This window comes from Dokdonia sp. (genome assembly GCF_039945015.1).
GTDB lineage: Bacteria > Bacteroidota > Bacteroidia > Flavobacteriales > Flavobacteriaceae > Dokdonia.
Window position 1 is genome coordinate 118,279 of record NZ_JBDUXP010000030.1, and the last position, 21,854, is coordinate 140,132.

The 21,854-nt window shown below is 36.1% G+C and carries 8 protein-coding genes and 18 tRNA genes; 25 read left to right on the forward strand and 1 reads right to left on the reverse strand.

Features of this window, described 5'->3' with window-relative positions; translation table 11 throughout:
- Nucleotides 1-3 precede the first annotated feature (3 nt).
- From ABJD27_RS20235 to ABJD27_RS20355, 25 genes are all read left to right on the forward strand, one after another.
- Nucleotides 4-4,122 (forward strand): hypothetical protein, encoded by a 4,119-nt coding sequence (locus ABJD27_RS20235; protein ID WP_348163763.1) that lies wholly within the window; start codon nucleotides 4-6, stop codon nucleotides 4,120-4,122.
- Nucleotides 4,123-4,126: 4 nt separating this feature from the next.
- A complete protein-coding gene (locus ABJD27_RS20240) occupies nucleotides 4,127-4,750 on the forward strand; it encodes a hypothetical protein (protein WP_348163766.1) in 624 nt (207 codons plus the stop codon).
- Nucleotides 4,751-4,918: 168 nt separating this feature from the next.
- The gene (locus tag ABJD27_RS20245; protein WP_348163769.1) at nucleotides 4,919-9,454 is read left to right on the forward strand and encodes a DUF4157 domain-containing protein; all 4,536 of its coding nucleotides are present in this window, start codon (nucleotides 4,919-4,921) and stop codon (nucleotides 9,452-9,454) included.
- 10 nt (nucleotides 9,455-9,464) lie between these two features.
- Nucleotides 9,465-9,953, forward strand: coding sequence for a hypothetical protein (locus ABJD27_RS20250; RefSeq protein WP_348163772.1), 489 nt, complete (start codon nucleotides 9,465-9,467; stop codon nucleotides 9,951-9,953).
- A gap of 78 nt (nucleotides 9,954-10,031) precedes the next feature.
- Nucleotides 10,032-10,847 carry a peptidoglycan-binding protein gene (locus ABJD27_RS20255; protein WP_348163775.1) on the forward strand — a complete coding sequence of 272 codons (816 nt, stop codon included), beginning with the start codon at nucleotides 10,032-10,034 and terminating at the stop codon, nucleotides 10,845-10,847.
- 82 nt (nucleotides 10,848-10,929) lie between these two features.
- Nucleotides 10,930-12,276, forward strand: a complete 1,347-nt coding sequence (locus tag ABJD27_RS20260; protein WP_348163778.1) for an ATP-binding protein — start codon at nucleotides 10,930-10,932, stop codon at nucleotides 12,274-12,276.
- 886 nt (nucleotides 12,277-13,162) lie between these two features.
- Nucleotides 13,163-13,235: transfer RNA gene (locus tag ABJD27_RS20265), tRNA-Lys, on the forward strand.
- Between the two features lie 5 nt (nucleotides 13,236-13,240).
- Nucleotides 13,241-13,327: transfer RNA gene (locus tag ABJD27_RS20270), tRNA-Ser, on the forward strand.
- A gap of 4 nt (nucleotides 13,328-13,331) precedes the next feature.
- Nucleotides 13,332-13,418, forward strand: a tRNA-Ser gene (locus tag ABJD27_RS20275).
- A 5-nt stretch (nucleotides 13,419-13,423) separates the two neighbouring features.
- Nucleotides 13,424-13,496: transfer RNA gene (locus ABJD27_RS20280), tRNA-Asn, on the forward strand.
- 5 nt (nucleotides 13,497-13,501) lie between these two features.
- Nucleotides 13,502-13,574 (forward strand) — tRNA-Cys (locus tag ABJD27_RS20285).
- Nucleotides 13,575-13,610: 36 nt separating this feature from the next.
- A tRNA-Tyr gene (locus tag ABJD27_RS20290) sits at nucleotides 13,611-13,696 on the forward strand.
- Nucleotides 13,697-13,806: 110 nt separating this feature from the next.
- A tRNA-Gly gene (locus ABJD27_RS20295) sits at nucleotides 13,807-13,878 on the forward strand.
- A 104-nt stretch (nucleotides 13,879-13,982) separates the two neighbouring features.
- Nucleotides 13,983-14,055 (forward strand) — tRNA-Asp (locus ABJD27_RS20300).
- A gap of 214 nt (nucleotides 14,056-14,269) precedes the next feature.
- Nucleotides 14,270-14,342 (forward strand) — tRNA-Pro (locus tag ABJD27_RS20305).
- 89 nt (nucleotides 14,343-14,431) lie between these two features.
- Nucleotides 14,432-14,556: transfer RNA gene (locus tag ABJD27_RS20310), tRNA-OTHER, on the forward strand.
- 215 nt (nucleotides 14,557-14,771) lie between these two features.
- A tRNA-Met gene (locus ABJD27_RS20315) sits at nucleotides 14,772-14,869 on the forward strand.
- A 10-nt stretch (nucleotides 14,870-14,879) separates the two neighbouring features.
- A tRNA-Val gene (locus ABJD27_RS20320) sits at nucleotides 14,880-14,951 on the forward strand.
- Nucleotides 14,952-14,957: 6 nt separating this feature from the next.
- Nucleotides 14,958-15,029, forward strand: a tRNA-Glu gene (locus ABJD27_RS20325).
- A 9-nt stretch (nucleotides 15,030-15,038) separates the two neighbouring features.
- Nucleotides 15,039-15,111 (forward strand) — tRNA-Leu (locus ABJD27_RS20330).
- Between the two features lie 29 nt (nucleotides 15,112-15,140).
- Nucleotides 15,141-15,214: transfer RNA gene (locus tag ABJD27_RS20335), tRNA-Leu, on the forward strand.
- 1,078 nt (nucleotides 15,215-16,292) lie between these two features.
- Nucleotides 16,293-16,364 (forward strand) — tRNA-Arg (locus ABJD27_RS20340).
- A gap of 6 nt (nucleotides 16,365-16,370) precedes the next feature.
- Nucleotides 16,371-16,441, forward strand: a tRNA-Gln gene (locus ABJD27_RS20345).
- Nucleotides 16,442-16,472: 31 nt separating this feature from the next.
- A tRNA-His gene (locus tag ABJD27_RS20350) sits at nucleotides 16,473-16,543 on the forward strand.
- 101 nt (nucleotides 16,544-16,644) lie between these two features.
- On the forward strand, nucleotides 16,645-17,631 hold the full coding sequence (locus ABJD27_RS20355; RefSeq protein ID WP_348163781.1) for an RNA ligase, Rnl2 family: 987 nt from the start codon (nucleotides 16,645-16,647) through the stop codon (nucleotides 17,629-17,631).
- An 88-nt stretch (nucleotides 17,632-17,719) separates the two neighbouring features.
- Here ABJD27_RS20355 and ABJD27_RS20360 read toward each other — a convergent pair whose 3' ends face one another.
- Entirely contained in the window at nucleotides 17,720-21,505 is a 3,786-nt protein-coding gene (locus ABJD27_RS20360; RefSeq protein WP_348163784.1) for a T9SS type A sorting domain-containing protein, read from the reverse strand.
- Nucleotides 21,506-21,854: the final 349 nt, after the last annotated feature.

The window sequence follows — 21,854 nt, forward strand, 5'->3', positions numbered from 1 at the left end:
TACATGTTTGTTGCAAAAAATAATTCATCTGCTTCTACTCTATCTTCGTCTATAACGAATAAAAACACTGATACCTTTATTCAACCTAAGTTAGACAATGGAAAATCAAGAGATAACCAAGAAGTAGAAACAGATAAAACAGCAGACCAAGCAACAGCAAAAACAGAGAAATCATCATCTTCATTTTTTCAAGCCTCTCCAGCATCTCAAAAACAATCTGAAGAAGAAGTTCAAACACAAGAAAATCAAGATCAAGAAACGCAGCAAACTGTAACTCCAGAGGTAGAAACTAGTGATCCTTCTTCAAAAAATACGACATCAAAAAATACTAGAGAAAACAATACTTCTCTTAAAGAAGAAGGAGAAGGCAAGCAGGATCAACAAAAAAGTGAAGGAAATGAATCAGTTTCTGATACTAAGGATACATCCTCAAAACCCGCTGGTGAGGGGCAAGCAAATACAACCACTGCCGATGCAACTGCAACGCAAACTACAGCATCACAATCGGCTTCTAATTCGGTAGAAAAAACAGAGGAATCTAAAGAAGAAGAAAAAGAAGATGTTGAACAGGAAAAGGTCAAAGAAGCCGCTATCCCAAAAGCCCCTACCCGTCCAGAAGATGATCCTGCCTTTAAAACTCAGATTAAAAAAACAGAAGATGCAAAAACAGAAAAATCGCAGCATCCAGATCCTACAAACAAAGTAGGAGAACAAAAAGCAGCAGGTCATGCTTCACCCGCTTCACAAACTAAGAAAGGCAATCAAGAAGCACATGCCGAATCATTAAATGCAGTTTCAGAAAAGAAAAGAGAACCTTTTACTCCTAAAGGATTTAAAGATATGCTTAAATCAAATCTTAATGATTTAGAGAATAAGCTACCTAAAAACTCAGATGAAGCTAAGGAGTTTAGAGATGACAAACCTATTGATGGAATAAAAGAAAACATCTCAGGACAAGTAACTGGTGAAAGTGATAAGCTTGCTGGGCCTATGAAGCAAGAAGCAAAAAAACCAGCTCCTGACGTTGGTTCGCCTGTTGTAGAAGCAACTCCCTTACCTCCTGCTGATCCAGGGACAACTCCTAAGCCTTTAGATGCCAAAGCATCTGTACCAAAGCCTAAAACATCTCAGGAAATCTCTATGGAAAAAGAGAGTCAGTCTTTGGATAGTTATATGGCTGATAATGAAATTAAGGATGAGCAACTAGCAAAATCCAATGAACCAAAATTTACAGGGGCTCTTGAGGAAAAGAATACGGCGCAAAAAGAAGCTAAGCTTGCTCCTATTAAATATCGCAAAAAAGAAAAAGCACAATTATCCAAAGCGCAAAAAACTGCAACCGCAGATAGTACACAAGGTCTAGATCAAATGCAAGCAGCCAAAGTATTATCTGAAGGTAATGTATTACAAAATCAAACAACAAATAAAGACAGCGATAAAACGGAGAAAGAAAAGATCTATGGAGAATTTGAAAAGATCTATAACGATACCAAGAAAACAGTAACAGATAGTCTTGAGAAACTATCTGATGATGTAGATAAGAAATTTAGTTCTGAAGCAGAGAGTGCTCAAAAATCTTTTGAAAAAAATGTAGAAGACGGACTTGGAGATATCTATGGGTGGACTGTTGTAGATGATTGGTTATTTGGAGAAGATACAGAAGCAATAGAACGATTATTCAGAAAAGAAAAGAGCAAATTTATTTCTAAAATGGATACCGTTCTTGATGATATTTCTGTCATTATTTCTGATGGTTTAAATGCAGCATTGGACGCAATAGCAGAAGGAAAAAGGTTGTCCAAAGAAAAATTTGATAGCCTAGATGAATCTCAAAAGAAATTGGCTGAAGATGCTTTTACCGACTTTAACGATCAATATTCAGATCTGGAAGATACCGTTTATGAAAAACAAGAAGAGTTAGCAAAGGGATTAGCTAAATCCTATAAAGAAAATGTTGATTCACTTCGTGGGAAGTTTGATGAAATAAAAGAAAAAGTAAGTGCAGGTTGGATCGGAGGGGCTTTAAAAGCCTTAGAAGCGGTAGTGAAGGCCATTATGAAGATAAAAGACCTATTACTAGGACTATTATCTGCAGTTGTTAGTGCTATTGGGGCCATCATTTCAGACCCAATAGGATTCTTGAGTAATTTAATTAGTGGCGTTAAGCAAGGATTTGAAAACTTTGGTAAAAACATCAAGAAGAACATCATTCAAGGATTAATAGAATGGTTAACAGGTTCTTTAGGAAATGTAGGAATTCAAATTCCAGATAACCTGTTTAGTCTTTCAGGTATTTTTAGTTTGGTGACACAAATGCTAGGACTGACTTGGGATTATTTTAGAAGTTTAGCCGTTAAAATGTTGGGAGAAACAGTGGTGGCTGGTATGGAAAAAGCTGTTGAGATTTTCACCATTGTTAAAGATAAGGGAGTTGAAGGGCTATGGGATTACATTAAAGAACAATTCTCTAACCTGAAAGAAATGGTCATGGATGCCATTCGGGATATGGTCATTACCAAAGTGATTGAAGCTGGGATCAAATGGGTTCTTGGACTCATGAGCCCTGCAGGTGCTTTTGTAAAAGCAGCGATGATGATTATTGATATTGTGAAGTTCTTTGTGGAGAGAGCTGCCCAAATATTTGAACTAGTCCAAGCCTTTATGGATAGTATTAAAGCCTTGGCTGCTGGAAATGTTTCTGCAGTTGCTAAAGGTATTGAAAAAGCCTTGACCAAAGCCATTCCTGTCTTAATAGGATTCTTAGCATCATTGGTAGGAATTACGGGTCTTACTGGTAAAGTTCAGAAGATCATCAAAAAAGTTCGTAAGAAGATCGATAAGGCGATGAAGAAGATTATTCTGAAGGCGAAGAAACTTTTCAAGAGAAAAGGAGGAAAGAAAGTCACTAAAAAAGATGTAAAGGATAAGAAAAACACAAAAGAACACGATAAAAAAGTAGAAAAGGGACTAAAATATTTGGATAAAATTTCCAAAGTTAAAGACGCAGATAAGAATAAAAAGATAACGAAAGAAGATGCTAAAGAAATTGCAGCAGATACGAAAAAGAAACATCCTATTTTCAAATCAATTACTCCTAAAAAGAAAGGAAAAAAATGGATATATGATTGGAGAGCTAGTAAAGGCACACATGTAACTACTTATGAAGTAGATGAGACTGATCCTATTCAAGTACGAGTTCAAGAAGCGCATAGTAAAGCTGTATTTCAATCTAATTTTGATACACAGGATTGGAAAAAGAGTTTTGGTATAAGTGTACGTGTTGCAAGAGATGATATCCAATGGGGTAGAAAAAATGGAAGAATATTCCCCAATATGTCAGTCAACTTGGTTGGTCAAAAAGGGAAGCTATATTCTCTTAAAACACTTAGCCCTGCACAGATTGTAGTACTTGCGGTCAAAGAAGTATCCAGTAAAGGGCATAATCATTCAGCATTGAAGGATGACATAACTTGGACAGATATAAGAGACTTTAATGCGAGTGCAAAAGCTAGTAAAATTCCTAATGATCCTACTATTTATACTCAAGATATCTGTAATCAAATAATGGGTAAATTAAAAGAAGATGGGGTTTTTGAACAGGACACTCGTAATCCAAGTATTTATCGTTTTACAGCACTACCACCTCATCCTGATAATGATGTAGAGGTTGTAGGGGGGCAGTATAAATTGAAAGCAGCTATAATTAAAAAGCATGAGGATAGAAGCAGAGCATTAAGAAAGCGATATTATGGTACTAGTTATAATTCTGATATTCAGGAAAGGCTTAGACAAATGCTTTCAACTCCAAAAGGCAAACCAACAAAAAAAGGAAATATTGGACTAATGAACCCAAAAAATCCAAATAAATATTGGTATAAAAATAAATACTGGGATAAAAATGTAAAAAACCAAGAACCTACTATGGAGCATGATCCGAAAGTCTCTGCACATTGGAATTCCGATGGAGTGAAAGGAGTCAAACAAGATAGAAAAGGGTTTTACAATTTTGCAGGTAAAGAAAATGACTTAATCGTAATGCCTGCCAAGGTAAATAAAGGAGAAGGAAATAAAGACAAAGCAAAATATACTTATTTTGTTAAAATAACTTTTAAAAGTACATAAAATTATGGCCATTTATCTAGCAAGTCCCTTAGTAGATATAGAAAACAGAACAACTTTAGACATCTTATTTTTTTCAGAATGGGAAAGGGATTATAAAGGTACTCCTGCTTTTTTTAAAACTATTTTAAAGGATATTGATTGTCCCGTTCGAGCAAAAGAAGGTAACATAAGGTTCTGTAGGTCAGATTACTTTTGTGAATATCCAGAAGATGAAGATTTTAGAGGTACCTGGCGTGCTTTGTGGGATATTAAATTACAATTAAAGAAACCATTAAAAGAGTCTGTTTTATTAGAAGATGTATTTATTGAGAGTGAGGCTTTTGATGAAAGTTCGAAATTCATGGGAACAACACCTGATGACCTAACTTTTTGCGTAACAATTGCGGATTTTTCAAATATGGAAGATCTTCTTGAAGCACAAAAGCAAATAGATCTCAAAAATAATTTGGATATGAATCTATCTATCGAAATGCGAACTACAGTGATATTTGAAGGAATATTTCAATTGATTATAAACATAGGAATTGTAGAAAAATCATTTTATGAAGAAGGAGCTTTAGAGGCGCGAATTATTCAAAAAATCTGTAAAGAACATGGAGGAACTTGTCATTATACAGATAGGTTTTAAAAATTAAACTTATTAAAACAATCACTTATAATAATCATTTAAAAAAAATATAATGAATATTAAAACTAAGCATTAGATATACGCTTTCGCGAAAGCGCAAAAAAATTAACAACTAAGCATTTATATATTGACAACCTCCCCTGTATTTCAACATAAAGTGATAGAACCATGTTCTCAGCTGCACATAAAAATAGTACACCATCTCAAAATTCAAGCTTATTTAGCTCTGGATCGAGTCCTGCTTTTATCCAGCCAAAACTGGATGTAGGAAAACCCGGAGACAAATATGAAGTAGAAGCAGATAAAGCTGCCGACCAAATCGTAGCAAAAAGTAACGACTCCACTACTCCATTCTTTCCAGCAGTACCTTCTATTCAAAAAAACTCAGAAGAAGAAGTACAAAAACAAGAATCTCAAGAAACAGAAATACAACAACAACCTGTCGTAGATACTATTGTTCCTGGAGTACAACTTAAAGAAATTCCTCCTTTACAAAAAGTAGAGGACGAAGAGGTTCAAAAAACTGAAGAGAGCGCACCTAAAGAAAGTGAACTTCAAATGAGCGTTGACCAAGAGCAATCTCAAGAATCATCCACCGAGAATACAGTACAAACTAAAGAAGCTTCTCCTGACATAACCCCTACTCTTTCTATTGTACAACACATGTCTAACGAAGATGTGCAAGCTAAAGAGGAAGAGGAAGTTCAAGAAAAAGAGGATGAGGAAGTTCAGACGTTACAAAAACAAGCTTCTGGAGACGATGGCACTGTAAGTCCTTCTATAGAAAGTACATTACAAAGTTCAAAAGGTGGGGGAAGTCCACTAGATAACAACACTAAAGGAGAAATGGAATCTGGCTTTGGAGCAGATTTTAGTAATGTACGTGTGCATAATGATAGTGCTGCCGTGCAAATGAATCAGCAATTAGGATCGCAAGCTTTTGCCAATGGAAGCGATATTTACTTTAATGAAGGAAACTACAATCCTGGAAGTGATTCTGGGAAGCATTTACTAGCACACGAGTTAACACACACGGTACAACAAGGAGGTGCCGATATTCAACAGAAACCATTACAAATATCATCTGTCCCAGAGATGGTTCAAGGTTTTGCTATTAGTGATTTACCCAGCATTGCTGTAAATGAGATTAGAGACATTGCTAGACGTATTCCTGGATATACCTTATTTACGGTTATTATAGAGTACAATCCAATTACAAGCCAAAGAGTAGATAGAACTGCCATTAATCTTGTACAAGGACTCTTAGAGTTAATTCCTGTGGCTGGACCTGCCATTTTTGATAAACTTCAAGAATATGGCATTTTAGAAAGAGCCTTTGACTGGGTGCGCGGACAACTCAATGAGCTTGGTTTAAGTTCGACAGCAATACTCGATTTGATAGGAGAAGCATGGGAAAGATTAGAATTTCCATATACAAATGCGCTTGATGTTCTAACAGATAAATTTGACACCTTATTAAATAGAGTCATACGATTTATCTCTTCCCTTACTGACCAATTACTCACATGGATAAAAGAAGCACTTATTGATGTTGCAGAGCCTTATCTAGAAGAAAATCAAGCATGGTCACTTCTTAAGAAAGTAATTAGTTATGACCCTTTACGTGATGAAGAAGTAGATGCAGAAACAGTAGAAATATTAGCAGATTTCCTCATCCTGATCGGGAAAGAAACCGAGTTGGAGCAGATGAGAGAAAGAGGAACGCTTCAAGAAACTGCAGACTGGTTAGATACTCAAATGGGAGCATTTACGTCTTTATTAGGGCAGTTAACGAGCCTAATTGATGCTGCTTGGGATGCTATTCAACCAGAGAATTTACCTAATATTCTAGACAGTCTTACATCACTAGCGACACAAGCAGGTACATTTTTAGAAGGATTATGGGACTTTGCTTCTACCGTTGCTATAGAGGTTCTTAAACTTATAAAAGATGCTTTATTAGGATGGCTTAGTACGGTTGCCGCAGAGATTCCTGGATTCACACTTCTTACCGTGATTATCCAAGAAAACCCACTCACTGGCGAAGTAGTTCTCAGGTCTGTTCAAAACATCATTCGAGGTTTTATGGGACTAGTTCCTGGTGGTGAAGCAAAGTATCAAGAATTAAGTGAATCGGGTGTAATTCCTAGAGCTGCGGGACAAATAGAAGCATTAATTGCTCAGTTAGGCATGACACCAGCCTATATCATCCAACTCTTTACAGATGTATGGAACTCATTTACCATAGATGATCTAGTAGATCCTCTCCCCGCTTTTGAACGAATCACAGCACAATTTGGAGAACCTATAGTCAAACTATTCACTTTTATAGTAAAAGTCGTTAAAATTCTGATTGAGTTGATTCTAGAAATCATGGGGATTCCACCCGATATGATTGCAAATATCATCGCAAATGCCATGTCTGCTTTTGAAGACATCAAAAATGATCCGGTCGCTTTCTTAATGAACTTGATGGATGCACTTAAAAATGGTTTCATCCAATTCCTTACTAATATAGGCACACACTTATTAAGTGGACTACAAACTTGGTTATTTGGGACACTCGCCGATGCAGGTGTAGAGATTCCATCTGATTTAAGTATTCGATCCTTACTCGGCATGGCGATGGATGTACTCGGAATTACATTGGACAATATACTAGAACGCTTAGCCATAAGAATTGGACCAGAACGTGTAGAGCAAATACGATCAGTACTAGATACACTTACAGGCATATGGACATTTGTACGAGATGTGATAGAACGTGGACCTATTGCTATTTGGGAATATATACAAGGACAGATAAGCAATTTATGGAATGTCATAAAAGAGGGCATTATGGGCTTCATCCAAGAAAGAGTAATTCAACAAGCTATGGGATGGCTTCTATCATTCTTAGATGTTACAGGAATTATGCCTGTAATCAGAGGAGTACAAACAGCATTTAATGCTATTGTATCTTTTATAGAAAAAATAAGAGAAATCTTAGAGATTGTCAACTCGTTTGTAGCGGGTATTGCCGATATAGCACGCGGAAACATACAATCGGCTGCCAATTTCTTAGAGACCGCTCTTTCCGATGGAATCCCTGTAGCTATATCCTTCTTAGCAAAACAACTAGGATTAGGGGATATCAGTGAGAAAATTGCTGAGATGATTGAAAGTACTCGGGCAATGATTAATGAAGGTATTGATTGGTTAATAGATCGAGCCATGGCAGCTGGGACAGCATTTTTAAGTGCACTTGGACTAGGTGGAAATGGAGATCCTGTTGAAGGAGAAAACGAAAATAGTTTAGAACTAAATTCTATAGAATCTACATTTAGAGATGAAGATGAGGAAGATCATCGATTGTATATTACTATGCAGGGTAATAATGCCACCATTATGATGGCTAGTAATAATCCTGATGATGTACATAACAAAATTGAAAACGAGCAAGCAAATGATGATACTGATACTCCTGAGCAAGAATCACAGCTTTCACGTGCAGATCAACTCAGAGCTCAACTTGTTATATTTATTGAATCTCACTTATCAAGTAGTGACGAACAGGGTGTAGAAAGTATACAATCAGAAATACAAACAAAACTAGATGAAATAAGGAATGCTGTAGTTGCTGGAGGCATTGATAGTGGTAATGAACTTCCTGAGACAGAAGTAACCCATGGTGCGCAAGGAGGAAAAGCAAAATTTGTTAAAGCTTACCCGTTAACAAATGTGCCTGGAAATACCACAGGTTCAGATCCAAGCCAAGATCCAATGGGGTGGGCACATGTGAGATCTTTTGATCTTGGTATTGACAGGAGTGGAACAATTAGAGTAATGAATTGGGTTAGATTTCATTTATTACATAATTTAAGTATGCATGGACCTGGAGTTACTTGGAATTTAGTCCCCGCTGATGGCTCAGATAATGGAAGATTTTATAGCGCTATTGAAAGTAGAATGGTAAGTGAATTAACAACGAATGAAAATGGAATTTATGCATTTGAAGTAACTGTAAATAAATATAGAGACGAGGAACCTGGAACAGATTATATGGGAGATTTTCCAGAGTCATTAACAATACAGGCAGAAGAACTTCAAAAAGAAGCAGATAATAGTTATACGACAAAAAGAGCCATTTTTAATAATGTCAATTTTGATTTTAATATAAAGCCAAAACCTTCAAGAGCTCCTGGTGATGCTCCTTCAGTAATTATTTCTGAAACAGGAAGAGAAAACCTAACTCGATTTACTTCACTTGGAGAAGGAGGAGCAAGATTACTTGCAGCTATTAGTGCTTCTTCTGCAACATCGTTAGCAGAACAAATTATTGAGCCTGCATCAGACAGGGCTAATTATTTGATTAGAATAGGGTATTTAAGTAGTATTAGAGAGAGTATCGGTAATTTTACTAATAGTGATGGAGACGTTGAAGCAAGAGTATTCTTATTTTCTGAAAATGATTCTGCATCTGTAAAATCTGCATTAACAAGAAAAATAAACCAGTATCAAAGTATAGCCGATAGTAATAATGCAGCTACTTTAAGTGTAGAGTATAATAGAGTTAAACAAACACAATCGGCAAGAGAAATTAAAGAAGATGTAACTGCCCGATTTGGTATTTCAACAAGAACTTTTGAAAGATATGTAAGTGGAAACATTCAGCCTAACCCTATACTAATAAAGGATATAATCAACCATTTAAAAACACTCTAGATATATAAATATGAACGATATAGATAAATTTTGGATTGAGAATAGTGACAAAAAAATACAATTAACTATTCATCAGTATTTTTTTACAACCTATAAATACGAAATTCCTGAAGTACATAAAATAACTTCAAATTTCTTAAGGTATTTGTATTATGCTACAATTGGCATAGAAGAGTTAATAGATAATACTTGGGAGCAATTTAAAAATACTCCTTTTAATACTATTGATTTCTTTGAAGCTATTGATTTTTTTAATTCAAAATTCTCTTCTGAAATAAAAAAAAGAATAGAAAACGCTGCGATTTACGATGAGAACGACCAGATAACAGAATATGCTATTGAACATAAAGAGCTATTAAACGAAGACATTGCAGAAGCATTGAGATATAGAAGAAAAGAAATAGAACATATTGTACCTGATATGGTTAAGTCTGCTAAAAAAAACAGAGAAAAAATGGAGAAAATTAAAATGGAGAAATGGAGAAAAATTGATACGTAATAAGATGTTTAAACAACTAATGTTTTCTTCTTAAAACGATCATATTTTTTTAAAACGCATTATCAAAATCAACACACCATGAAAAAAACAGATTATAAAAAAGAATTGATCATCAAAGGAACACAGAAAAGAAAAGGTTCTAATAACCGAAATGATGTACGCAAAATACAATCTTGGCTGTCTCTATATGCAATTAATCATCCTAATGCTGGTACAGCAACGGGCATAGATGGTGATTATGGCCCTGCAACAGAACGCGCCGTAAAGAACTATCAAAAAGCAATAGATATTATCCCTTCTGGTATGGTAACACAAGCACTCTTTGATCAATTATGTCGCCCTATGAGAGATGCTTTTGAAAAACCATTACAGAGTTCAGATCTTCGGAGTTTAGTTCTTGAAGTTGCAGAAAATCATGTCAAATCTCACCCACGAGAACTCATCATAAAAGGACAATCTAATAGTGGTCCTTGGGTGCGTAGTTATATGGATGGTCATGATGGTTCTATTTGGTTTTGGTGTATGGGCTTTGTACAAATGATTATAGATCAAGCCGCCTCTGCACAAGGTAAAAAATTTACATCCTTAATGCCGCAAACAGTAAGCTGCGATATCGTAGGGAATGCTGGCCTTGAAAAAAGAATTTTGCATCGTAATAGCCAGATAAATAATAACCCTTCCCTTGTTAAGCCTGGAGATATCTTTTTAATTAAAAAATCAAGATTAGACTGGACACATACAGGAATTGTAATAGATATAGATGGAACAACGATAGAAACCATCGAAGGAAATACCAATCATGAAGGATCTAGAAATGGGATTGCTGCGATGAAACGCACACGTAATTTCAAAAAATCAAACATAGATATTTTCTCTATAGATCCATTAATTTAAAATAGTAAAACGTATAGTGATATGGCTTTTTACGCTTTCGCGAAAGCGTACTAAAAAACATAACAACATAAAATAATAATAGATGATACATAACGCATTAACCATAGAAAACGTTCACTCTTTAAGACCTATAGTATTATATCTAGAAAAATATATTACTTATAGACTCTCTTTAGAGTTAAAACAAGAAATACTAGACATTCCAGAACTTGATATCACACATAGTGAATCACATTTGGCTGTATTCTTAAAAGAAGAAGAACTTTCCTTTGACGAAATTATATGCTTAAGTCTCGCATTGATCCCTCATATAGCACCTGATTTTCTAAGTGCTATAATTTCTAATTTTTTACCTAATGGAGGTGAGTTTCCAGAATTTGGAGGGATTAAAGGTAAAAACCATAGAGGCATATTACCTACGGTAGAGACAGCTGTATATATTCTAGCAGGAAATGATATTGACAAGCGTTTAAAAGTCATTACCTCCATACAATCTAATAATAAACTACTTCAAGATAAGATACTCTATATAGAATCAGTTCCAAGAGGAGAACCTACATTAAGCGGAAAACTTATTATTAATGATGAGTACCTCATAAAGCTTACAACGGGTCTAGAGATAAAACCTCAATTAAGTCAAGAATTCCCAGCGAGTTTAGTAACAACAGATCTTACTTGGGATGACTTAATTCTTAATGACAAAACCATTACCGAAGTTCAGGAGATACAAACTTGGTTACAATACAATGAGATTTTACTCAACGATTGGAACATGAAAAATAAAATCAAACCTGGATATCGTGTGATGTTTTATGGTCCTCCAGGAACTGGAAAAACATTAACCGCAGGATTACTTGGGAAATACACAAATAAAGATGTGTATAGGATTGATCTCTCTATGGTTGTATCAAAATATATTGGAGAAACAGAAAAAAATCTATCGAGCTTATTTGATCGAGCCATAAATAAAGATTGGATTTTATTTTTTGATGAGGCCGATGCCATTTTTGGAAAAAGAACCAATGTAAGAGATGCGCATGACAAATATGCAAACCAAGAAGTATCTTATTTATTACAACGCATAGAAGCACATCCAGGCTTGGTCATTCTCGCATCCAATTTTAAAAATAATATTGATACTGCTTTTACACGCCGTTTTCAATCCATAATAGAGTTTGAAACCCCTACACATAAAGAACGTTTGCGATTATGGGACAATAATTTACCAGAAGGAATTACGCTAGAAGAGAATATCTCATTAGAAGAAATCTCTAGACAATTTGCTATTACAGGTGCAAATATTGTAAACATTGTACAATATGCCTGTTTAAAAACAATTGCGGGAGGTACTACAACCATTACCTATAATGCCATTCTTGAGGGAGTCAAAAAAGAATATCTAAAAGAAGGAAAAACATTAAATATATAGTAGTGCAAATCAAACATTTCAATAAAAATTAGAGTGATATTTTTCAAAACCCAATAATTTATAACATATTTGTAGTGTAAATGATACGAAGAATACAACATACAGCACCGAAATCACTGTTAAGTCAGTGGTGCGATTACCGTGGGATAAATGAATTTATCGTCATGGATAAGGACGCTTGTATGTATTTTAAAGATTTTACACAATGATAGTATAATTAAGAAAAATCAAACATATATAAAGCAAGCGTCCGAGAAATTGGGCGCTTTTTTTATGCCTAAAACCGAAAATTATAAACCATTTGAAAATTAAACAACATTTTTATAAAAATAAATTTCATCTATTGAAAAAATTATAACCACATAACAAAAGATCCATTTGGAAGCTAAGCAACAGAGAGACAGTCTACTGCAAAAAAGTCCAATATCTGTCATCAGACGGACAAGGAGATCTATGCTTAATTTTAAATGTAACTACTTGATTATCAATAAAATAAATTTAATTTTTAGTTGGATAATTCAAAAATAGTTCGATCTTTGCATCGCAATCAGAAACAATGATATGTTGTTTCTAAATAGAATTAAAACGTAACACATGAAAACACAAAATATGATACCGAGTTTTAGACTACATCGAGGATGTCGCGTCGAACAAAGAGCGCTCGGCTTATATATTGACTCAGATAGACATGTCTTTTTTATAGAACAAAAACAGAAACGCATATAGGCATATATCGATTTCTCACACTATAAAAAAGACGCCCAGACAAGGCGTCTTTTTTTATGCACAACGATCATTGACATATTGAAAAACCAACGTATATGTGTTAGAAAGTAATGGCCCATTAAATAATTATAAGTCATTATTATATAACAAATATACACACTGACACGTAGCTCAACTGGTAGAGCCCCCGGTTTTTAACCGGGAGGTTATGAGTTCAATCCTCATCGTGTCAACTTATGGAAGGGCAAGCCAACTGGCGGTGGTCGCTGTCTTGAAAACAGTTAGGAGTTAACGACTCGTGTGGGTTCGACTCCCACTCCTTCCGCTATGGAGAATAGACAAATACTGGTTTGTTGCGCTCGACTGCTAATCGAGTCTGTGTTACAGCAGTGAAGGTTCGATCCCTTTGTTCTCCGCATACGATACTGTAGCTTAACTGGTAGAGCTGGGAGCTGTTAACTCTCAAAGTATAGGTTCAAATCCTATCAGTATCGCAAAAGACAAGATGGCTGAATGGTTAAGGCAGCGGATTGCAAACCCGTTATTTATGAGTTCGAATCTCGTTCTTGTCTCTATAATACCAATTCAATTTTAAAATGATATAATTTGGAAGTATTGAGCAATTGGTTGGCTCGCCTGACTGTAAATCAGGTCTTTTTGAAGCTTGTAGGTTCGAGTCCTACTACTTCCACCAAAATGATTATCAAGTTTATGATAAAATATCCGTCTCGTTAATAAAATATATTATAAAGACGAGAAGTTTATCCTGAGCTTGTCGAAGGAAGTCCTACTACTTCCACACAAGCAGTTATGGTGTTAATGGCAGCATAATAGACTTCCACTCTTTGGGTCTGAGTTCGAATCTCAGTAACTGCTCAACATGGTCTTATTCATAGACCAATATATATCTATGGTGTAACGGAAGCACAAGGGATTTCTAATCCCTAAGTCTAAGTTCGAATCTTAGTAGGTATTCATATAGTATCGTAGCACAACGGCTAGTGCGCCCGACTGTCTCTCGGAAGGTTGTGGGTTCGAATCCCATCGGTACTGCTCAATACCAAATAAAGTCTAGAAGGGACTTTCATCTAGAGTTTGTGATCGCAATATGCAAGCTCTAGATATCTAAAAGAGGCTGTCTAAAAAGGTATAATTTCCGTCAAACTGAACTTGTTTCAGTTTCTCATTACATTGATAACTAATGCGGTAAGATTCTGAAACAAGTTCAGAATGACGTATTAAGTTACTTTTTAGACAGTCTTAATTTCTGGGAGGATAACGACGGATAGTTTACCCGCCTTGGACGCGGGAGGTTGCAGGTTCGAATCCTGCCTCTCAGACGAAAGAATCATATCAAGATTACTTGAATTTGATTCTCAATGAGTAGCAGCAGGAAAGACAACGTCAATCCTGTCTCTCAGACAATAATGCTCCATTAGCATAGTGGTTAGTGCACTCGGCTTTAACTCTTGATACATATTTGAGAAATAAGTTTTGTTGAATTCACAAGCTCATTTCTACCGGACGACAAGGGTTCGATTCCCTTATGGAGTACAATATTGAGGTATAGCGCAATGGGTTAGCGCACCGAGCTGATGCCTCGGCGGTTTTAGAGCCTGTGCTGAACTTGTTTCAGTATTCGAATCCTAATACCTCAACAAATGTATAGTTCTAAAAGCACGCTCAAGTCTGAGCGCTACCCTTATATGGTAGAAGGTTCAGACTCGTGTTTTATGTTGCATACTACACTAATGCATACAATATCAACTTGGGGTATGACGCAATTGGCTAGCGTGCCGGTCTCATTAACCGGAGGTTTTAGAGCCTGTGCTGAACTTGTTTCAGTATTCGAGTCCTAATGCCCCAACACATTAATTTGGAGTATAACTCAGCGGTAGAGTGCTACCCTTACATGGTAGAGGTCTCAGGTTCGAATCCTGATACTCCAACATATTATTCCGTTGGTCAAATGGTGAAGACGCCACACTTTCTATGTGGAATTAGGGGTTCGATTCCCCTACGGAATACTACAAATTGCAGGAATGGCGGAATGGTATACGCGCTTGATTTAGAATCAAGATCTTGAGAGTTCGAGTCTCTCTTCCTGTACTACTAGGTATTTATAATAAATACATAATGCTCCGCTGGCCAAACTGGAAAAGGCATCAGGTTTAAGCCCTGCGATCTCTTGGTTCGAATCCAAGGTGGAGCACAATAACGATTACCTATCACTATGTGGTAGATAAGGGCGGCTTATCGTCCTTAGATAAACTTGGTAACAAGGATAAATCTTTTTGCTGACACAGCAAATGGAGACTTTTTATTTTTAAAAAAGAGTACACGTAAGCAAGCAATAAACATATTTCTATGAAAATTCAGGGGCGACCGCTGAGAAGATTTAGGGAGATATAGCCGACTTAAAAATAGGCTTGAGATGGAGACATCAATAGGAAAAGTTGTAATTATCGGTGACATACTAACTATCCATTAGGGTGGCGCTGATAGTAGTATTGAGAGTTACCAAGCAGGAAACTGCCCGGCGACTTTATATACCGTAAGCTGAGAAGCTTACAAGGAGAAGGTTGGTATTTTGTGGGCAAAAATCCATGAAGCCATCTCTGAAGCCCTTCTTCTAGGTCAACCTATGCCTGGGTTCAAGTCCCAGAGAGACATACCCTGTCTTTTAGCTCAGTTGGTAGAGCACTAGATTTTTAATCTGGAGGAAAGCAGTTCAATCTGCACCAATCGCAAAAGACTTCAGGCGTTGTAACAGTTAGTAGTTGCCTAAACCCATTGCAATATATGGGATGGTGAAGGTCGCAAGCCTTTATCATGTGGTAAACATTCTTTCAAGCCGCCCTAGGAAGGGACGCTTGTTAAAGGTGGGGGAGCCAACCCCTGTAGTTGCAAAGTGCGGACAATATAGAACCGCTATGCAAGCCTAGTCTAAGTTGCCGAACGGTTACAATGTATACAGGCATCAGATATGTACGTACTTCCCAATGCGAAAAGGAAAAGCGTGGAAAACGAGAGAAAGCTTTGGCTATAATCCTCGGAAAGCATGTCTAAAACGACGGTATTCTCAAATCGTTTTTATTAAAATTTACAAGACGTCATATATGATTTTTGATGAGTACGCTTTCGCGAAAGCGTATTTAAGAATCATTGTAACGCATATAATAAGCCTAACAAAAACTTTAGTTGGAGGTACGCTGCTAGCCTCATTTGGAATATACTGAGCGCATAGCTCTTTTAACTTCTTATTTCCAATGCTATGTAGCGTACAATATAGATCTATGGTGTAATGGATAGCACACAAGGCTACGAACCTTGGAGTAAGGGTTCAAATCCTTTTAGATCTGCAATATTAACCTGTGATGTAACGGCAGCATACTAGACTTTGACTCTGGCAGTATAGGTTCAAATCCTATCAGGTTATCTTAAAAAGCTCATTTCTATGAGCACAAATGGTGTTTTTAACTTATGTGGTAAAGTACTAGACTGTGAATCTAGATAACAGGGTTCGACTCCCGAAAACACCCCTACTACGATCTTATGAGTATATAAACAAGAAGAAGATCATCATTGACTTGCAATGACATATTGCATTATTTCTATTGTTTAACATTTAAAAAAATACTCATGTTTAAAAAATATAACACGATTGAAAACACCTATCGAGAAAAGGTGATTGAACAAATACACCTTCACGGATATGGAAAAGATACTTTTGTAGTACAAGAAAAAGTACATGGCGCAAATTTCTCATTTATCTGTGATGGGAAAAACATATACGTTGCTAAGAGAACTACTATCATCGAAGAAGGTGAACAATTTTGCAATTACTTATTTGTGGTAGACACCTATAAAGAACGTATTCTTAGATTATTTTCTTTACTTAAAAATGATATCCCCGAAGTACAAACTATTCATGTATACGGAGAACTATTTGGAGGTTCTTATGAGCATCCAGAAGTAAAAAAAAATCCTATTATGGTAAAAGTGCAAAAAGGAATTAGTTATTCCCCAAAGAATGACTTTTATGCTTTTGACATATGTATAAACCAAGAATATTATCTTGATGTGCATCAGGCCAACACTTATTTTGAGACATTAAATATATTTTATGCAAAAACACTTTTTGAAGGAAACCTTCAGGACTGTCTAGAATATCCTAATGTCTTTAATACTCATATCCCGTTATGGTTAGGTTTCCCAGAAATGGAAAACAATTTTTGTGAAGGTGTGGTGATACGTCCTACTAAAAATAGAATCTTCCGTAATGGATCTCGTGTTATTTTAAAAAATAAAAATGAGAAATGGTCTGAAAAATCTAAAGTAAAAAAAGTAGTAAAACCTATTGAATTTACAGAAGAAGAAACCACCTTATGGAATATTTTAAACAGTTATCTCACAGACAATCGTCTTGTAAATGTACAAAGCAAGTTAGGTGATTTTCAAATAAAGACCATTGGAAAAACCATTGGTTTATTTGCAAAAGATGCTTTAATAGATTTTACAAAAGAGCATAATGATTTATGGGATATTATAGAAAAAGATAGACGCAAAGTAATCACTAAGCGGCTTAATATAGCAGCTGCTACATTAGTAAAAGCTATGTATCTATAAACACTAATTGTATAAATCAATAAGACCTCCATAAAAATGGAGGTCTTATTTTAAGTAACGTTTAGTTATAGCCTACCTATACATAAACTTACTGCTTTATAAATCTTCTTGTAATAATTGTATCACCAGAAGTAATTCTGACAAAATAGGTTCCTGTTTTATAGTTTGACACATCAATACTACGGACTCCTGAATCATCAGTCTCACTTACTAACATACCTAACATAGAGAATACTTTGATATTATCTACTCTATGATCTTGTACATCAATATGAAGTATCGTTTTGGCTGGATTAGGATATATTTTAAACATATCATTATCCTGTCCTGCAAGTGGTTGTGTTCTCAATGCAGGAGACTTAGTATCATCTACACAAAAAGCAGTGACATCAGAAGCTCCAAAATCACCTCCAGATGCAATAACGCCTTCAGAACTTTCTAGTGTATATGATCCATTTCCAAATCCACAGCAAATACCATCACCAAAAGCATCTGTGATTGTAAATGTATAATCTCCTGAACTTAGACCGTTTATATTTTCTACTACTGTAGAACCATCAGGATTTGCTGTAGAGTAACTATTACTAGCTACTGTCGCGCCTCCAGAGTTTTGTAATGTCCAAGCTGTTTCTTCTGGATAATTATCAAGATTGATCGTAAGTGTTAATGCATCGGCAGCACAATTATTACCAGTTCCTCCATCTGTAGTAAGAGATAGGTCATCTATAGCAACATCTGCTTGCCAAGTACCACCTGTAACTCTATTAAATCGTAACTGAAGACCTCCACCAACATATGCAGCAAGATCAAGTGTTACTGTATTCCATTGATTTCCTTGATTTCCTGTTTGACTCCAAATAGACGTCCAAGTATTACCATCATCGTTACTAGCTTCTAAATCAATACTTCCTGCATCTGTAGATCCAAACATATGGTATTGGAAAGAGAAGGTCGCTTGAGAAGCACTATTTAAATCAAAACAAGGTGAATTTAAAATGGCTTGTTTATTTGGGAAACCTGTTCCGTTACCAGAAGCTTCAACATAAATATAAAATGTTCCATCTGCTCCGCTAGCAGGACCTGTATTATTAGAAGGTGTTCCTCCTGAATCACGTGACCAATTTAGATCATCTCCAGTTGCTTGTGACCAAGCTCCGAACGAACTTTCAAAACTCTCAGAATATGGGAATGAAGAAACTCCTCCAGTACATCCAGAACCTCCTGCACCATTTGTTGTCACTGAAGCTGTATTACTAGCTCCTGATTGATTCCCTGCTGCATCATTTGCAACTACTGTAAAATCATAGGTTGTAGAAGCTGTTAATCCTGTAACATTAAAAGAGGTATTTGCAGTATTTCCAATCACTGCTCCATCTTGTAAAACATCATAACTAGTTACTCCTACATTATCTGTAGATGCGTTCCAATTTAAATCTGTCGTCGTCATTGTCGTATTTGAAGCTGTTAAGCTTGTAGGATTACTTGGAGCTTCTGTATCTGCACCTCCTGAAGTAGAAAGTCCTAAATCATCTATAGCAACATCTGACTGCCAGGTTCCTCCTGTCACTCTGTTAAAACGTAATTGAACGCCGCTTCCTACATAAGCTGCAAGATCTATATCAATAGTATTCCATTGATTACCTTGGTTTCCTGTTTGACTCCAGATAGATGTCCATGAGTTTCCATCATCATTACTCGCTTCTAAATCAAAAGTTCCTCCATCTGTAGATCCAAACATATGATATTGGAAAGAGAACGTTGCTTGCGTAGCTCCACTTAAATTAAAACATGGAGAATTTAAAATTGCACTTTTATTTGGGAAACCTGTTCCGTTACCAGAAGCTTCAACATATAAATACCATGTTCCGTCAGCACCGCTAGAAGGTCCTGTATTATTAGACGGTGTTCCTCCAGAATCACGTGTCCAATCTAGATCATCTCCAGTTGCCTGTGTCCAATCACCTATAGAGCTTTCAAAACTCTCCGAATATGGAGCAGAAATACCACCACTACAAGCTGTCACATCAGTTGTCGTTACATTTACAGTATTACTCTGACCAGATTGATTTCCAGCACCATCTTTTGCAATAACAAAAAAGGCATAACTCGTTGATGGAGTTAATCCTGTTACTGTAAAAGAATTGCTTGAAGCCGTTCCTACGACAACACCATCTTGATATACATCGTACCCAGTTACTGCTATATTATCTGTAGAAGCATTCCATGATAGATCAGTGCTCGTTGCACCTGTATTTGATGCTACTAAGCTTGTAGGTGTTGATGGAGGGTCCGAATCTGGTACTGCAGAACCAATTTGGAATGCAGCCACATGACTTTTTCTAACGGTAGATGCTCCACCATTCATATACTCACCGATATGCCAGAAAGTTAAATCATCTGTTGGATCTACAGTAAGTTGTGCATAATCTCCATAACGTCCATCAGATCGATTGTTTTGTGCATTTCCATTTACAATAGTTTGCTCTGCCACAGTCATTGTTCCTAAAGGATCTGATGCTAATCTTCCTGTATAACGCAGCGAAGTAAATACAGAACTACTTACTATCGTATATGCTAGACCTATATTTCCTTGAAAATCCATTCCTATACTTGCACAAAATGTACTATGATTAGGTTGCGAGTAGGTTCCTTCTTGGTGAATTGTCCAAGGTTGGTTATCTCCACTTTGGCGTAATTCATACCATCGTATTCCAGCTTTAGTATCGTTTCCGCTTACATCAACTACAAAGTTCATCACGGCAGAATTATGAGTTCCAAAACGTCTATAATTTGTCATATACATCATGGTTGCTTGGATGGCATCAATATTAGGGCCATTTCCAGGCTCATCTAGGTTATTAAATGATCCACCATTAAACACGGCATCAAAAGCAGCTGTATTAATTTGTTGTGGTGCAGAGATAGAAGAACTTGTTGGGTTATTCCAATTTACACTCACATTCCAAATATCTAAGTGATCTTGTGATACGCCACTCCATCCATCATCTTGCATATATACAATAGGGTGTGGTACTCCTACTGGTGGTAATGTAGGTCCTGTAGCATTAAATCCTCCAGGGCTATAAAAGCCATTGTTAGATGCTCCTGGTAATGGGAATCCTATTAATTGTGCATTAGGATTTCCTACTAGCATTTCATCTCTCTCAACAGCAAATACTACTTCACTAGAAGTAATAGATCCTTGATCTTTATTTGCTGTGATGTAATATCCATCAGCCCAGATAGATAATTTTTCATAATCTGGAAAACTACCTGTATTAAAACGATATGTAAACCATCCGTCATTTACTGGATCTGGTCCTTGTCCTACAGCAATTAAGAATCCATTTGGAGTATCACTAAATTCCATGATAATAAAACGATCTGCATAACGGTCATAAACAACCACTGGATCTCCAAGATCTTCTCCAGGAAATAATGTTGCTAAGGATGCTTCTGGAACCAATACGTTTCCAGAACGATCTAAAATTCCAAATCCAGAATTAAAAGCATATACATAATGATTAGGGCCAATGGCTCCAGTAGGATCATTAAGCACGGTACCTTGATGTGCTCCAAAAGAAGTTATAGGAGCTCTTCCAGGAACTGCCTGTGTATTTATTTGTTTTTGTATTAACGGATCAGGTCCTGCAGGTAACCCTTTACCTGGTACATACGTATTTGAGCCTCTTCTTTTGGGAGGTGCTACATGTTCAAGCCCTTTGGCGGCAATGATATTATCCATAGAAGATAATGCAGGTATTTCTCGCATATATGCAGCAGTATCAAACGAGGTTGCTTGCATCGAGTTGTCTTGCGCATAAAATGTAAATGCACAAAATAGACACAGAAAAATTGTAGTAATTCTTTTCATTTTGATTGGTATAAGGTGTTAAAAAACTGTTAGTTGTTTGTTAAATTAAGAAAAATATAAGCACTATCAGGAGCTATTATTCACAAAAAGCTACGGAACCTTAAAATCTGCGGATAACCCATAAAACACCACTGGGAAACATACATGAAAAAGAAGATTTTTTTATAAAAAACAAGAAAATAAGTACTGCGCAAAAACACTGCGCAATAACGTTTCATATTTGCAGTGTTATTATAACAATATGAATCTAATCGTTTGGAATCAGTTAGGTTATTAAGTAAGAAGTGTCCCGTCATAACAAAGGGGTATGACGGGATTATATTTTCCAAACGATTTTATTATTAAAAAA

Coding starts and splice junctions, on each gene's coding strand:
- ABJD27_RS20235 (WP_348163763.1), top strand. CDS start 4: ATGTTTGTTGCAAAAAATAATTCATCTGCTTCTACTCTATCTTCGTCT.
- ABJD27_RS20240 (WP_348163766.1), top strand. CDS start 4,127: ATGGCCATTTATCTAGCAAGTCCCTTAGTAGATATAGAAAACAGAACA.
- ABJD27_RS20245 (WP_348163769.1), top strand. CDS start 4,919: ATGTTCTCAGCTGCACATAAAAATAGTACACCATCTCAAAATTCAAGC.
- ABJD27_RS20250 (WP_348163772.1), top strand. CDS start 9,465: ATGAACGATATAGATAAATTTTGGATTGAGAATAGTGACAAAAAAATA.
- ABJD27_RS20255 (WP_348163775.1), top strand. CDS start 10,032: ATGAAAAAAACAGATTATAAAAAAGAATTGATCATCAAAGGAACACAG.
- ABJD27_RS20260 (WP_348163778.1), top strand. CDS start 10,930: ATGATACATAACGCATTAACCATAGAAAACGTTCACTCTTTAAGACCT.
- ABJD27_RS20355 (WP_348163781.1), top strand. CDS start 16,645: ATGTTTAAAAAATATAACACGATTGAAAACACCTATCGAGAAAAGGTG.
- ABJD27_RS20360 (WP_348163784.1), bottom strand. CDS start 21,505: ATGAAAAGAATTACTACAATTTTTCTGTGTCTATTTTGTGCATTTACA.